Source organism: Nisaea sp., from assembly GCF_040217065.1.
In the GTDB taxonomy this organism is placed as follows: domain Bacteria; phylum Pseudomonadota; class Alphaproteobacteria; order Thalassobaculales; family Thalassobaculaceae; genus Nisaea.
In genome coordinates, this window is the sequence record NZ_JAVJNX010000004.1 from 118,792 (window position 1) to 134,383 (window position 15,592).

At 60.9% G+C, this 15,592-nt stretch carries 11 protein-coding genes; 4 read left to right on the forward strand and 7 right to left on the reverse strand.

Annotated features, from left to right (window positions below):
- Positions 1-24: 24 nt before the first annotated feature.
- The 7 genes from RH950_RS02110 to RH950_RS02140 all read right to left on the reverse strand — a co-directional run bounded on the left by RH950_RS02110 (position 25) and on the right by RH950_RS02140 (position 9,971).
- On the reverse strand, positions 25-957 hold the full coding sequence (locus RH950_RS02110; protein WP_350053220.1) for a DMT family transporter: 933 nt from the start codon (positions 955-957) through the stop codon (positions 25-27).
- A gap of 95 nt (positions 958-1,052) precedes the next feature.
- Entirely contained in the window at positions 1,053-1,943 is an 891-nt protein-coding gene (gene ygfZ / locus RH950_RS02115) for a CAF17-like 4Fe-4S cluster assembly/insertion protein YgfZ (RefSeq protein ID WP_350053222.1), read from the reverse strand.
- Between the two features lie 87 nt (positions 1,944-2,030).
- Positions 2,031-3,770, reverse strand: coding sequence for an ABC transporter ATP-binding protein (locus RH950_RS02120; protein WP_350053224.1), 1,740 nt, complete (start codon positions 3,768-3,770; stop codon positions 2,031-2,033).
- 7 nt (positions 3,771-3,777) lie between these two features.
- Positions 3,778-4,716 (reverse strand): ABC transporter permease, encoded by a 939-nt coding sequence (locus tag RH950_RS02125; RefSeq protein ID WP_350053227.1) that lies wholly within the window; start codon positions 4,714-4,716, stop codon positions 3,778-3,780.
- 3 nt (positions 4,717-4,719) lie between these two features.
- Positions 4,720-5,694 (reverse strand): ABC transporter permease, encoded by a 975-nt coding sequence (locus RH950_RS02130; protein ID WP_350053229.1) that lies wholly within the window; start codon positions 5,692-5,694, stop codon positions 4,720-4,722.
- 88 nt (positions 5,695-5,782) lie between these two features.
- Positions 5,783-7,351 (reverse strand): ABC transporter substrate-binding protein, encoded by a 1,569-nt coding sequence (locus tag RH950_RS02135; protein WP_350053231.1) that lies wholly within the window; start codon positions 7,349-7,351, stop codon positions 5,783-5,785.
- A gap of 178 nt (positions 7,352-7,529) precedes the next feature.
- Entirely contained in the window at positions 7,530-9,971 is a 2,442-nt protein-coding gene (locus RH950_RS02140) for a GcvT family protein (protein WP_350053233.1), read from the reverse strand.
- Between the two features lie 282 nt (positions 9,972-10,253).
- Between RH950_RS02140 and RH950_RS02145 the strand changes: the two genes are divergently transcribed.
- From RH950_RS02145 to RH950_RS02160, 4 genes are all read left to right on the forward strand, one after another.
- Complete coding sequence (locus RH950_RS02145) at positions 10,254-11,348, forward strand: ABC transporter ATP-binding protein (RefSeq protein WP_350053235.1); 1,095 nt, start codon at positions 10,254-10,256, stop codon at positions 11,346-11,348.
- Between the two features lie 103 nt (positions 11,349-11,451).
- A complete protein-coding gene (locus RH950_RS02150) occupies positions 11,452-12,558 on the forward strand; it encodes an extracellular solute-binding protein (RefSeq protein WP_350053237.1) in 1,107 nt (368 codons plus the stop codon).
- Positions 12,559-12,623: 65 nt separating this feature from the next.
- On the forward strand, positions 12,624-14,330 hold the full coding sequence (locus tag RH950_RS02155) for an ABC transporter permease (RefSeq protein WP_350053239.1): 1,707 nt from the start codon (positions 12,624-12,626) through the stop codon (positions 14,328-14,330).
- 3 nt (positions 14,331-14,333) lie between these two features.
- Positions 14,334-15,512: an ABC transporter permease gene (locus RH950_RS02160; protein ID WP_350053241.1), complete on the forward strand. Its 1,179-nt coding sequence runs from the start codon at positions 14,334-14,336 to the stop codon at positions 15,510-15,512.
- The last annotated feature ends 80 nt before the right edge of the window (positions 15,513-15,592 follow it).

Sequence of the window (15,592 nt, forward strand, 5' to 3'; positions counted from 1 at the left end):
TTATGCGCGGGATGGGCGCGCCGGTCAACCGGACGCCTTGTCGCTGGCCGGTACCGCCTGCTTTTTCAGCCGCGACTCGCGGATGGCGATATAGGTGGTGCTGAAGAAGATCATGGCCCCGCCGATCCAGGTATAGAGCCCCGGCAGCTCGCCGAAGATGAAGAAGCCGAGCAGGGCCGCCCAGATCATCTTGCTGAAATCCATCGGCAGCACGACAGAGGCGTCGGCGAGCTTGAGGGACTGGTTCATCGCGGTCTGGGCGATGGTGCCGAGCACGGCGATCAGACAGAGCCAGCCCGCCTCCTCCAGCGTCGGCCAGCGCCAGAAGAAGACGGCGGCGGCGAGAGAGAAGGGCGACAGGAAGATGGAGGCATAGACGGTGATGGTGACGCTGGATTCCGTCCGGGTCAGGAACTTGATGATGATCAGGGCCACCGACCAGACCACCGTCGCCGAGAGGATCAGGATCGGGCCGAGCCCGACCTCGCCGACACCCGGCTGGATGATCACGAGCGTGCCGGCAAAGCCGATCAGGATGGCGATCCAGCGCCGCATCCGCACGACCTCGCCGAGGAACAGCATGGCCAGCAGGGTGGCGAAGAGCGGTGCGGTGAAGCCGAGCGCCGTGGCCTCGGCCAGCGGTGTGATCGAGAGGCCGTAGAAGAACATCAGCATCGCCGCCGCATTCACCGCGCCGCGCAGGAACAGCAGCTTCATGTTGTTGGTATGGAGCGGCCGGAAGCGCTGCCGGATCAGCAGCGGGGCGAGAACGAAGAGGCCGAGGAAGGAACGGAAGAAGGCGATCTCGAACGGATGCAGCTCGGCATTCTTGCCGAGATCCCGGATGATCGCATGCATGCAGACGAACATGGCCGCGGCAAGGGCCATGAGGAGGACGCCGCGAACCGGGGCCGGCAGGCGGGCGACATAAATCTTGAAAACAGCGAGTTTGGACACGGGTTTAGGCTATGCCCGCGGGCTATCTCGCACAAGCGAACAGGCGGCACAGTAATGGTGCCGCGCCGCCGTGAATTCATGCCGCGCCGCAGGACTCAGAACGTCGCCCAGTCCGGCTTCACCGGCAGGATCGTGCTGCCGCCGGCGCTGAGCACGGCATGCTCCAGGTCCTCCAGCACAGCCACCCGCAACATGGCCAGCGCCATGGTTCCCGAACCGGAGCGGATCTCGCCGACCTCGCGCTCGTCCCGCATCACGGGCGTGCCGGGTGCGGGCATTTCGCCGTCGAGGATGCGCACCGGCATCAGCCGCCGCTTCACCAGCCCGCGATACTTGGTCCGGGCCGTCAGTTCCTGGCCCATGTAGCAGCCCTTCTTCCAGTCGACGCCGTTCAGCTCGTCGAACCCGGCTTCCAGCAGCACCGTCTTCTCCAGCTGCATGTCCCGGCTGCCGTCCGGCACGCCGAGCTTGATGCGGGCGAGGTCGTAGGTCTCAAGCGTCCCTTCGGTCAGACCGGAGGCCGCGATGAAACCGGCCAGCTTTTCCGTCTCGACGATGGCGCGGGCGCCGAGCCCGGCATGGCGCGGATCGGTGAAGACCGCGCCGCCATCGACCGCTTTCGCCGCCCCGGCCTCAGCCGCAATGCCCAGCGCTTCGGTGGTGTCATCCCCGGTCATGGCAAGCACGGTGAAGGTCGCGCTCACGTCCTCGACGGTGACGTCGGAGCGCAGCTTGTAGAGCTTCAGCCGCTTCTGAAAATCAACCAGCCGGCCCGCCTCGCAATCCAGCAGCAGGGCGTCGCCGACTTCGGCGATCATGAAATCAAACAGGTATTTTCCCTGGGCGGTCAGGAAGGCGGCATGGATGGCGCGCTCGGGCGAGACCTTCTCGACATCGTTAGAGATGAGCCCCTGCAGGAATTTCCGCGCGTCCGGTCCGGAGACAGACAGCACGCCCCTGCTCTTAAGCTCGATATATTCGGCCATGACCGGTCCCGACTTTCAAAATGAACTGATGAACAGGTGCGTCCGCGCCGCAGCTCTGTCAAGCGGCAGACGCCGCAAGTCGAGGATCTATGAGCCCTGGTCGGCCATCTCCAGTCCGGCGATCACCTCGTGCGACAGCGCGCCAAGCTTCGGCATCAGATCGAGCAGATGCTGTGAGTATTCATGCTGCGGCGACTCGAACAGGGCTTCGGTCTCCGCCACTTCCAGCAATTTGCCGTGCCGCATTACCCCGACCCGGTCGCACATCTGCCGGATCACCGGCAGGTCGTGACTGATGAAAAGCATGGTGAGCCCGAGTTCTTCCTGCAAATCCTTCAGCAGATTTAGGATCTGGGCCTGGATCGAGACGTCGAGCGCGGATGTCGGCTCGTCGCAGATCAGGAAGCGCGGGCGCGTGGCAAGGGCACGGGCGATTGAAATGCGCTGACGCTGACCGCCGGAGAATTCATGCGGATATTTCCGTGCCGCCTCGGCGCCGAGGCCGACATGCTCCAACAGATCCATGACGATCTGCCGGGTCTCTGCCCCGCCCGAAGCCAGGCCATGGAAACGGATCGGCTCTGCGACGATATCCAGCACCTTCATGCGCGGGTTCAGCGATGAAAAGGGGTCCTGGAAGATCATCTGCATTTGCCGCCGGTAGCGATCCATCTCGGTCTCGGTCCTGACCTCGATGAGATCAGCACCGGCGAAATGAATGTGACCGCCAGCCGGCCTGTAGAGTCCCGCGATGGCCCGGGCGATGGTCGACTTCCCGCTACCGCTCTCGCCGACAAGACCGAACACCTCGCCTTGCCGGATATCGAAGGATACCCTGTCGACCGCATCGAGATAGATCCGGTTCTTCTTGAGGAAGGAGAATTTGGTGAGAAAGCGAACGTGCAGATCCTCGACACGGAGCATTGTCTCGCCGCCCGACTCCGTCCGCCCGGCGCCGAGCCAGTGGGTGGCGACATCGATACTGTCCCGACGGTCACCGGCGCTCTCGATATATTCGACCACCGGGAACCGGGCGAGACGCACATCGGGCCGGGGCACGGCGCTGATCAGGCTCTTGGTATATTCGTGGTCGGGGTTTCCGAGGATTTTTTCCGTCGGGCCTTCCTCGACAAGGCGGGAGCGGTACATGACCGCGACCCGGTCGGTCACATCGGCGATCACCCCCATATCGTGGGTAATCAGGATCATGCCCACGGACCGTTCCCGGCAAAGCTCGCGCATCAGCTCCAGGATCTGCGCCTGGATGGAAACGTCAAGCGCGGTTGTCGGCTCGTCGGCGATGATCACTTCCGGGTCCGCGCACAGGGCGAGCGCGATGACAACGCGCTGGCGCATGCCGCCAGAAAACTGGTGCGGGTACTGCTTGATCCGGAGCCCGGGATCGGGGATGCCGACACGATCGAGCAGGCTCACGGCGCTCGCCCGCGCCTCCTCGTCACCCTGCTTCAAATGCAGCTGGATCGTTTCCATCAGTTGCTGCTCGACTGTCTGCAGCGGGTCGAGAGATGTCAGCGGGTCCTGGAAGATCATGCCGATCCGCTTGCCGCGGATTGCACGCAACGCGTCCTCGTCCAGATTGTCGATCCGGCTGCCCTTGAGATAGATCTCGCCGCCCGCGAGACGGCCCGGCGGCTCCAGCAGACCGATGACCGCGTTTCCGATGGTCGATTTTCCGGCACCGGATTCCCCGACCACGCCAAGGATCTCACCCGGATCGACCGAGAGGCTCACGTCCCGGACAGCGGTGAAAACACCCCGCCGGGTCGGAAACTCCACGGTCATATTCTTGAATTCGAGCAGGCTCATCGGGCGATCACCGGAGTTTCGGGTTGAGCGTATCGCGCAGCCAGTCGCCGAGCAAATTGACGGCGAGGACAAGCACGACCAGCGCGATGGCCGGGAAGAAGGTGATCCACCAGAGGCCGGAGAACAGATACTCGTTGCCGACCCTGATCAGCGTCCCGAGCGACGGCGTCGTCGGCGGCACACCCTGCCCGAGAAAACTCAGCGTCGCTTCGGCGATGATCGCGAGCGCGAGACCGATGGTCGCCAGCACCAGCACCGGGCGCATCACGTTCGGCACAATATGGCGTACCATGACCAGCGCCGGACGCAGGCCGATAACCCGGGCTGCCTGGATGTATTCCTTCCGCGCCTCGACCATTGTCGCGCCCCGGGCAACCCGGGCGAACTGCGGCCAGTCACTGAGACCGATGGCAAGAATGACGACATAGATCGCCATTTCGTCGCGCAGCTCCGGCGGCAACACGGACCGTAGAATGCCGTTGATGAGGATCGCGGTCAGGATTCCCGGAATGGTCAGCTGGATATCGGCAAGCCGCATGATGACCGTCTCGAACCAGCCGCCGACATAGCCGCTGATCACTCCAAGCGCGACACCGAGAAACATTCCGAGAAAGACAGCGGCAAACCCGACCATCAGGGAAATCCGGCCGCCATAGAGAATGGTCGAGAGCATGTCCCGGCCCTGATTGTCCGTACCGAGCAGGTAGGCCGGATCCCCGCCCTCTTCCCAGGCAGGCGGTTTCTTGCCGTCCCAAAGCGAGATCTGCGCCGGGTCGAACGGATCGAACGGCGCGATCAGCGGCGCACCGAAGGACGACAGCACGATCAGCGCCGTGACCAGTGCGGCCGCCATCGCCAAGGGCGAGTGGAAGAAGGAATAGAGGATGTCGTTGTCGTTCAGACGCGCCCAGAGGCTTTGTTTTTTGTCGTCCTGTTGAACCGCCATGGGTTAGTGCCCTCCCTCGGCGCGCAGGCGCGGATCGATGATGAAATAAAGGATATCGACCACGAGATTGATGGTGACGAAGATCAGGGCCACGAAACAGAGATAGGCGGCCATGATCGGCACATCGACGAAATCCACCGCCTGGATGAACATCAATCCCGTGCCCGGCCACTGGAACACCGTCTCGGTGATCAGGGAAAACGCGATCAGGCCGCCGATATTGAGACCGATGATCGTGATGACCGGCACCAGCGTATTCTTCAGTGCGTGGTTATAGTTGATCCGGTTTTCCGGCAGGCCGCGCGCACGGGCGAATTTTATGAAGTCGGTCCGCATGATCTCCAGCATTTCGGCCCGCACAAGCCTGAGTATCATGGTCACCTGGAAGAGGCTGAGAGTGATTGCCGGCAGCAGGATGCTGCGCCATCCATCAATGGTCAGCAGACTTGTCTTCCACCCACCGAGTTCAACGGTTCCGGCCCGGCCGGAAGATGGCAGAACGCCCATATGCACGGCGAATATATAGATCAGGCTGATGCCTATAATGAAAGTCGGCAGACTGACCCCGACAAGGGAGATAGTCAGCACCGCCTTGCTGATCCAGCTGGTCCGGTTGATACCCGTAAACACGCCGAGCGGGATCCCCAGGCCGAGCGCAATCAATGCAGAGACAAAGACCAGCTCCAGCGTTGCCGGGATCCGTTCGGCGATCATCTCCGTCACCGACCGCTTGGTCCGGTAGGAAAGACCGAACTCGCCTTGCAGGGCATTCTGCATGAAGCGGGCGTACTGAACGAAGAACGGGTCTTCGAGACCGAGGACCTCGCGGATCCGCTGCCGGTCCTCAAGCGTTGCTTCCTGGCCGACCATATTGTCGACCGGATCACCGACATAATTGAAGAGCGAAAAGGAAATGAAAGACACCGCAGCCATGACCACAAGGGCCTGCAACATGCGGCGCGCGATATAAGTGATCATGCGCGTGAAGCTCGCCTGAAACTGTTTTTAGGTGCCCGGAAGGTCGAGGGCGGCGGATACACCGCCGCCCCCGAAACCCGGCAAGCTGCTACTGCAGTTTCGCCCAGCGGAACTGCGGCGAGTCGTTCGGGGTGATCGGAAGCGAAAGCTTCGTCGACATGCCCCAGCCGATGACCTGATGATGGATCGGAAGATATACGATCTCGTCCTTCACGATCTTCCAGGCTTCCGCGATCATCTCGTCACGCTTTGCAAGGTCTGTTTCGACAGCGAATGCATCTGTCAGCTCATCGACCTTGGCATTGGCGAAGCCGGTCGCGTTCCAGCCGCCATTGCTGTGGAACAGATAGCTGAAGACATAGTGGGAATCGAGCGTCGGCACGCCCCAGCCCAGCATGTAGAAGTCGCTGGCCCGGTTTTTGATTTTCGGGAAATGCTGGCTCTTCGGAATGGCGTCGAGCTTCACCGTGACGCCTATCTTGGCCAGCATGGCCACCGCCGCCTGACAGATTTTCTCGTCGTTGTTATAGCGGTTGTTCGGGCAATCGAGCTGGATGCTGAAACCGTCCGGATAACCGGCGTCGGCGAGCAGCTTCTTCGCCGCAGCAGGATCGAACGGGCGCCGCTTGTCGAGTTCCTTCGTGAAACCGTGCACGCCCGGAGACGTAATTATACCGGCCGGGAAGGAAAGCCCTTCCATGACAACACGCTGGATGGCGGCAACGTCAAGTGCCTGATAGAAGGCCTGGCGCACACGCTTGTCCTGCAAAGGGTTCTTGCCCTTGACGTCCGAACTGCGCAGCTCGGCAATGCCCTGGTCCATACCGAAGAAGATTGTCCGGATCTGGTTCACCGTCACGGTCTTCAGATCGGCGGAGGAATCGATGCGCTTCAGATCCTGCAGCGGCGGGTCGAGAACGAAATCGACTTCACCGGAAAGCAGGGCCGCCACGCGGGTCGCCGCATTCTTGATCGGGCGGTACTCGATCTTGTCGATATTGTGCTCGGCATCCGCCGCGCCCCACCAGTTGGGATTCTTCACCAGAACCGTCAACTCGTCCGGCAGACGCTGGTCTACGATGAACGGCCCGGTGCCGTTGGCATTACGGACCGCGAAGGTTTCCTCTCCAGCAGCGAAGTCCTGAGGCACCAGAACGTTGTTCTTCTCAGCCCAGCCTTTGTCCATCATGTAAAGGTTGGTGATTTCGTTCGGCAGGATCGGATTCGGCCCGTCGGTCAGGAACTGGACCGTATGGTCGTCTACGATCTTGACCTCTTTGATCGACTTGACCTGCTCCTTGAAATCGGAGCTTTTCGCCTGTGCGCGCGTGACACTGAAGGCGACGTCTTCAGCGGTAAAGTCCGCGCCGTCGTGGAACTTGACCCCCTTGCGGAGCGTGAACTCCCAGCCGGTCGCCCCCAGCGGCTTCCAACTCTCGGCAAGTCCCGGCTCCAGAACCATGTCCCGGTCGCGGTTGACGAGCGGCTCGTAGATCTGACCGTTCATGCTGTTGGTCGGGCCTTCATTCTGGCCCATGGGATCAAGCGTGAGGGCATCTCCCTGGCTTGTCCAGCGCAGCACATTCTCTGCGTGGGCGGCGCCGACCAACATCGTCGTCGACATCATCGCGGCAATCGCGATTGTGCGAATACTCATAAGGATAATCTCCCGTCTCTGATGCAAATGCGTCCCTGCGATGTCCGGAATGATTTTTCGTTATCCGCAATGCGGTCTTCCGGATCATCAGAGAGGAAATCTAGCAGGCACCGGACGGAAGAAAAGAGCTAAAGCGCAACCGGGCATTGTCGAACGCCCGGTTGCGATCACATTTCGATCAGGATTTCAGCGCTTCGTTCTCCGGGTCGTACGGGCTTTCCGCGACGATGCGGGCCGGGCGGAGCTGGTCCAGCACACGGACCTGGCATTCGGCGCCGATCACCGCCTTGTCGGTGCGGATATAGCCGAGCATCAGGGACTTGCCGACATAATGGCCATAGCCGCCGGCGGTACCGCGGCCGACAACCTCGCCATCCATGAAGACCGGCTCATTGCCGAACGGATCGGCATCGTCCGCGTCGATCTCGATGGTGCAATAGGTGTTGGGAATGCCCTCTTCCTGCTGCCGCACCAGTGCATCACGGCCGGTGAACTCGCCCTTGTTCAGGCGCACGAAGCGTTTCAGCCCGGCTTCGAGCAGGGAGTTTTCCGCGTTCAGGTCCGTGCCCCAGAGACGATAGGTCTTCTCAAGCCGCATGGAATCCATCGCCCGCATGCCCACGAGGCCGATATCGAACTCCTTGCCGGCTTCCATCAGGGCATCGAACAGGTGCAGTTGGTATTCGATCGGGTGATGCAGCTCCCAGCCCAGCGAGCCGACGAAGTTCACCCGCAGGGCCCGCACGCTCGGGCAATAGCCGACCGGGATGTCCTGCATGGTGAGCCACGGGAAAGCCTCGTTCGAGACATCCGCGTCGGCCAATTTCTGCAACACCTTGCGGGAATCCGGCCCGGCCAGCACGAAGACGCCGTATTGAGTGGTGATATCCCTCAGGAAAACGGAGCCGTCGCGCGGCAGGCGCTTCTGCAGGAAATCGAGGTCGTAATCGTGCCCGGCGCCCGGGCCGATGACGAAGAAGCGCTCGCCATAGAAGCTGTCCGGCATCCTTGTGATGGTGAATTCGGACCGGATCGAGCCCGACGGGTTCAGCGCATGGCAGAGATTGATCCGGCCAAGCCCTTTCGGAATGGCATTGGCGACCATGCGGTCGAGCCATTCCCGGGCCCCCGGTCCCTCGACCTCGTATTTGGCGAAGGAGGACAGCTCCAGCAGACCGACCCGCTCGCGCATGGTGCGGACTTCGTTGCCGACATGCTCGAACCAGTTGGACCGGCGGTAGGAATAGATGTCCTTGCGCTCGACGCCCTTCGGCGCGAACCAGTTCGGCCGCTCCCAGCCGAAGCGCGCGCCCCAGACGGCGCCCGCCTCGTCGAGGCGCGGATAGGCGGGGGTGGTCTTGGCCGGGCGGCCCGCCTCGCGCTCTTCCATCGGGAAGTGATTGAAGAAGACGTGCTCGTAGGCTTCCTCATTCTTGATCTTGGCGAAATTCTTGGAAACGACACCGAAGCGGCGCGGGTCGACGCCGATCATGTCGACGGACGGCTCGCCGTCGACGATCCAGTTCGCAAGCTGCCAGCCGGCGCCGCCGGCGGCGGTGACGCCGAAGCTGTGGCCTTCCGAGATCCAGAAATTCTCCAGACCGAAAGCCGGCCCGACCATTGGATTTCCGTCCGGCGTGTAGGAGATCGGGCCGTTCACGATGTCCTTGATGCCGGCATTCTCGAAGGACGGCACGCGGGCCATGCAGGCCTCGACATGGGGCATCAGGCGCTCGAGGTCGCCCGGGAACAGATCCTTCTCGAAGGAGGACGGCACGCCGTCCACGAAGCAGGCTGGAGCATGACGCTCGTAGGGGCCGAGAATCCAGCCGTGGCGTTCTTCGCGGAAATAATATTGGGAGTCGGATTCGCGCAAGACGGGCAGCTCGTGATTTCCGGCTTCGCGGTATTCCTTCAGAGCCGGGTCGATATCGGTGACGATGTACTGGTGCTCGACAGGGATCGCCGGAATCTCCAGTCCGACCATCTTTGCCGTGGTCCGGGCATAATTGCCGGTAGCGCAGATCACATGCTCACAGCGGATATCGCCCTTGTCGGTCTTGACGATCCACTCGCTGTTCTCGCGCTCAATGCCGGTGACCTGGGTCTGCTGATAGATCTCCGCACCGTGCATCCGCGCGCCCTTGGCCAGCGCCATGGTCAGGTCGACCGGCGCGATATGGCCGTCGGACGAATGCCAGAGGGCGCCGACAAGATCATCCGTCATCGCCAGCGGCCAGAGCTTCTTGATCTCGTCGACACCGACCAGGTGCGCCTCGACACCGATGGTCTCCGCCGTGCACTGATAGTTCCGGTATTCGTCCATGCGCTCCCGGTTGGTGGCGAGGCGCAGGTTGCCGGTCTGGTGGAAGCTGACGGCCTGACCCGTCTCTTCCTCGAGCGTCTTGTAAAGCTCGACGGAATATTGATGCAGCTGGCCGACGCTGTAGCTCATGTTGAACAATGGCAGCAGGCCGGCCGCATGCCAGGTCGAGCCGGCGGTCAGCTCTGTCCGTTCCAGGAGCACCACATCGCTCCACCCCTTTTTGGCGAGATGGTAGAGGGTGCTGACCCCGACCACGCCGCCGCCGATCACCACTGCCCGTGCCTGCGTCTTCATTTACCCAATCCCCCGTAAACCGGCCCGCCGGTTGAATTTCCTTGCCCGAGCATGGATCGCATCAATTCGGTGCGCGCAATTCACGAAAAGCGACCGGGTGATGTCGGATTCGGGACGTTGGGAATCGCGACATTCCGGCGGATTATGTCCATATCGACGCGAGCACTTTGACAAGTGGGAACGAGCGTGGTTAGGGTTATGACCAGATCGTGACAACACGACGCTAAGCCGGTTTGCGAGAGGAACACGCAACCGCAAGGGCAGAACAGGGGCGCAAAATCAATGTCAAACGGCAACCAGCCGTTCGTTCAGTTTAAGAACGTTCAGAAGACGTATGATGGCGAAATTCTCGTCGTCAAAAATCTCAATCTAGATATCGCGGACGGCGAATTCCTGACCATGTTGGGCCCGTCTGGCTCCGGGAAGACGACCTGTCTGATGATGCTGGCAGGCTTCGAAACGGCGACCCACGGCGAAATCTTGCTCGACAACAAGCCAATCAACCGGATCCCGCCGCACAAGCGCGGGATTGGTATGGTTTTTCAGAACTACGCGCTGTTTCCGCATATGACAGTCGCCGAGAACCTCAGCTTTCCCCTTGAGGTTCGCAAAATGAACAAGGCCGATCGCGAGAAGAGCGTCGCCCGCGCACTGGACATGGTCAAGATGGCCGAGTTCGGCGGACGGCGTCCGGCGCAGCTGTCGGGCGGCCAGCAGCAGCGGGTCGCTCTGGCGAGAGCGCTCGTCTTCGAGCCGAAACTGGTGCTGATGGATGAACCGCTGGGCGCACTGGACAAGCAGTTGCGCGAGCACATGCAGTTCGAAATCACCAATCTCGCGCACGAACTGGGCATTACGACGGTCTATGTGACCCATGACCAGACCGAAGCGCTGACCATGTCGGACCAGATCGCGGTCTTCAACGACGGAAAAATTCAGCAGCTGTCAAAACCGGCCGATCTGTATGAAAAACCCGAAAACGCGTTCGTTGCCCAATTCGTCGGCGAGAACAACACGCTGGAAGGCGTGGTCAAGTCGATCAACGGAGAGACCTGTGTCGTCACCCTTGATGACGGCAGCGAGATCGACGCCCAGCCGGTCAATGTCAGCAAGCCGGGTGAGCGGACCCTGGTATCGATCCGGCCGGAGCGCGTGGAATTCAACAAGGACCGGCTGCACGCCGACGCGCATACGCTGAAGGCAGTGGTCAAGGAATTTTACTATATGGGCGATATCTTCAGATTTCGCCTGTCCGTGGCGGGCAATGACGAATTTATCGTCAAGGCACGCAACGCCCCGGATGCCGTTCGCTTGAAACCTGGTGAAGAGATCGAGATCGGATGGCTGCCGGCCGATTGCCGCGCGCTCGACGCGTAACGGAACGGATTGCCGGCATATTTTCGGGATAACAGTAGGCGGGGCCAAAGCCCGTGACACCGACCTGCGAGTTCAAAACAACGGGTGAAGAACAGGAGCAACTATGAAATTCGCCAGAGTTTTGGTCGCCACAACGGCGTTTGGATTAGCCGTTGGCGCTGCCCATGCGGCCGATATGGCCAATGATATGACCCTCGTGAGTTGGGGTGGAGCGTATCAGAAATCACAGAATAGCGCCTATACAGAGCCCTACATGGCCAAAAATCCGGGCGTGAACGTGGTCTGGGACGAAAGCTCCGCAGAGGCCGTCGCAAAGCTGCGGGCCATGAATGAAGCCGGCAATGTCACTTGGGATCTCGTTGACGTCGTCGCGGCGGATGCCATTCGCCTTTGTGACGAAGGCCTGGCAATGGAGATCGATCCGGACACCGACCTGGCTGCGGCACCGGACGGCACGCCGGCCTCGGAAGATTTCGGGGACCTGCTGGTCAGCGACTGCTTCATTCCCCAGATCGTTTATTCGACAACCTTCGGCTATCGCACGGACCTCGTCGGCAGCACACCGCCGACCGATATTTGCGCCGTCTTCGATCTCAAGGCATATCCGGGCAAGCGCGCCCTCGAGAAGCGGCCGATCAACAACATGGAATGGGCACTGCTTTGTGACGGTGTGGCAAAGGACAAGGTTTATGACGTCCTGGCCACCCCGGCCGGACAGGAACAGGCGCTGAACAAGCTCGCCACCATCAAAGATCAGGTGGTCTGGTGGTCTGCTGGCGCCGATACGCCGCAGCTCCTGGCTGATGGCGAGATTGTCATGGGCTCCACCTATAACGGCCGTCTCTTCTCTGTGATCGAAGAGCAGAAGCAGCCGGTCGCCATGCTCTGGGACGCCCAGGTGTTCGATCTGGACGGCTGGATCATCCCTGCCGGCCTGCCGGCTGACCGTCTGGCCCGCATCAAGGACTTCGTGAAGTTCGCGACCGACACACAGCGTCTCGCAGACCAGGCAAAGTACATCTCCTATGGTCCGGCACGTGCCTCTTCGGCACCGCTGGTGGGCAAGCATGCCGATCTCGGGATCGATATGGCGCCGCATATGCCGACAGACCCGAACAATGCCAAGAACACGTTCCTCTACAACTACGAGTTCTGGGCCGACTATCGGGACGACATCGACGCCAAGTTCCAGGCATGGTTGGCTAAGTAATCGACGCATAATGGAACCCGGGGCCGCATCTGCGGCCCCGGCCCCTTTCTTGGCGGAGACAGTGAATGAGTGACGGAGCAACCAATATGTCCGGGCAAGCGATGCCAGAAGAAGGTCCGATATTGGCCTCTGACGGAACACCGCTGAAACAGCGGCTTGCTCGTTCTCTTCGCATGCAGAAGCTCCGTGCACTGGCACTTGTTGCGCCGTTGCTGATCTTCGTGCTGGTTGCATTTATCGCCCCGATCGCGGACATGCTGTTCCGTTCGGTGGAAAACCAGATCGTCGCCGGCACCCTTCCGGATACCGTCGCCGCAGTCTCGGACTGGGATCCGAAATCCGGGACACTTCCCCCCGAGCCGGTTTATCAGGCACTTTATTTTGACATGTTCCTGGCTGCGGAAGCGAAGGAACACACCAAGCTCGGAACGCGTCTGAACTACGAGCAGGTGGGGATATCCTCCCTGTTCCGTACCTCCGGCCGCAAGCTCGACGATATCGGCAAAGTCTACCAGAAATGGGTGGTCGGGCTGAATCCGACCTGGAAGAGCGGGGCATTCTGGAACGCGCTGATGCGCGGCTCGGAGAGCGCTGCTTCCGACACAGCTCTTCTGAAAGACCAGCGCGCACGATTGACTGCGCTCACCGACGACCCCATGACGGAAGATATCGGTTTCGAGCCAGGATCGGAGATCGCCCGTATCCTTCCCCTGACGACGGGCGAATATACGGCCTATGCGCTTTTCACCGCGATCGACAAGAAACGGGATTTCGCCAAGAAGGCTCCCTGGGAGGCGGTCTACGTCGCTCTCGTGGTTGAGCTTGCTGACCCGGATATCCAAAGCGCTCTGACAGACTACAAGGGTCCCGGCGGCGATGAATTGAGAGCCGCCGCAGCGGCGATCGGCACGGCGCCCGCGCGCGACTTTACCGCGGCAATGATCAAGGCCGACAAGGACTGGGCGAACCCGGCGAACATTCAGGCCATCAAGGTCTATTCGTCGAAATACACGATCGGGTATTACCTGAATTCCATCGATATGAAGAAGACCCTGGACGGTATCGCCCAGCGGCCGGAGAACCAGCAGATCTACATGATGCTGTTCGGCCGCACGCTGTTCATGTCGATGATGATTACCGTTTCCTGCATCCTGCTCGGGTATCCGATCGCGTGGATCCTCGCGAACCTCCCGCTTCGGACATCCAACCTTCTGCTGATCTTTGTCCTGCTGCCCTTCTGGACCTCGCTGCTGGTTCGGACCTCGGCCTGGAAGGTCATGCTGCAGCAGCAGGGAGTCATCAACGATACCCTGGTCTGGCTCGGGCTGATCGACGACGCCAGCAGGCTGATCATGATCAATAACCAGTTCGGCACGATCGTGGCGATGACCCATATCCTGCTGCCCTTCATGATCCTGCCGCTCTATTCGGTGATGCAGACGATTCCGCCCTCCTATCTGAGGGCTGCGAAATCGCTCGGCGCGACCAACTGGACGGCCTTTTGGCGAGTCTATTTCCCGCAATCGATCCCGGGGATCGGGGCTGGATCGATCCTCGTCTTCATTCTGGCCATCGGTTACTACATCACGCCTGAAATCGTCGGCGGCACCACCGGGACCTTCATCTCGAACCGGATCGCCTTCCACATCTCCAGTTCGTTGAACTGGGGCCTGGGCGCCGCGCTGGGGACCATCCTCCTGGCGGCGGTTCTGACCCTCTACTGGGCCTACGACAAGATCGTCGGCATCGACAACGTGAAGCTGGGAGGCTGATTTATGGCACAGATCACTTATGTGTCCCGTTCCTTGCCGAGCTTCTATGTTCCGGTTTCCGCCGCTGCCGGCGGTTTCGCCGGCCTGCTCGTCGGCACCGCCCACGGAAGCTCTCTGATCGGCTTGATAGTGGGAGCGGTGCTGTTGGCAATCACCGCCTATGTGGTAACGAAGTTCGTTTCCCAGGAACGCATCGCCCGTTGGGCGATTCTCGGGATCGTCACGCTAGGCGGCCTCTATCTTGCCGGTGTGCCGGGCCTCGTCGTCGGCGCAGGCTTCGGGTGGTTTTTCGGCTGGTTCATCTTCTGGCTCTACGAGTCCAGGTATCGCAAGAAACTGCCGCCCTATCTGACGGCCGCTCAGGTACTCTGGCATTACAGCTTCCGGGTCATCTGCGGGCTGATCTTCTTTTTCCTGATCGCGCCCATCGTGGTGGTCATGCCCCTCAGCTTCAACGCGGAGGACTTCTTCACCTTCACGCCGGAGATGCTGCGGTTTGATCCCGCCGGCTATTCGCTCAAGCACTATCGCGACTTCTTCACCAGTTCCGACTGGCAGCACTCGCTGTGGAATTCCATCACCATCGCACCGGCAGCAACGCTGCTGTCGGTCAGTTTCGGCACCTTGGCGGCCATCGGGCTCAGTTCCGAACATGTACCGTTTCGGCGCACGATCATGGCGATCCTGATCTCGCCGATGATCGTGCCGCTGATCATTTCCGCCGCTGGTATGTTCTTCTTCTACAGCCGCATTGGCCTGCAGGGGACCTATTTCGGCGTGGTGCTGGCGCATGCGGCCCTCGGCATTCCGTTTGTGATCATCACGGTGACGGCGACGCTGGTCGGGTTCGACCGCTCCCTGACCCGCGCGTCGGCGAATATGGGCGCCGGTCCGATCCTGACCTTCTTCAGGGTGCAGATGCCGCTGATCCTGCCTGGTGTGATTTCCGGCGGCCTGTTCGCCTTCATCACCTCCTTCGACGAAGTCGTGGTGGTGCTGTTTGTCGGGTCGGCCGGGCAGAAGACCCTGCCGTGGCAGATGTTCACTGGCCTGCGCGAACAGATCAGCCCGACGATCCTCGCGGTGGCGACCATCCTGGTCGCAATCTCCATCCTGCTGCTCACGACGCTGGAGTTGCTAAGGCGGCGGTCGGAGCGGCTGCGGGGTATGAGCCCGGGTTGAATTTTCGCGAGTCCCCTTTACATCTGCGGCGACTAGCCCCATTTTAAGAATGGCTCGCAAAAACACCACGTGAGGCGAAA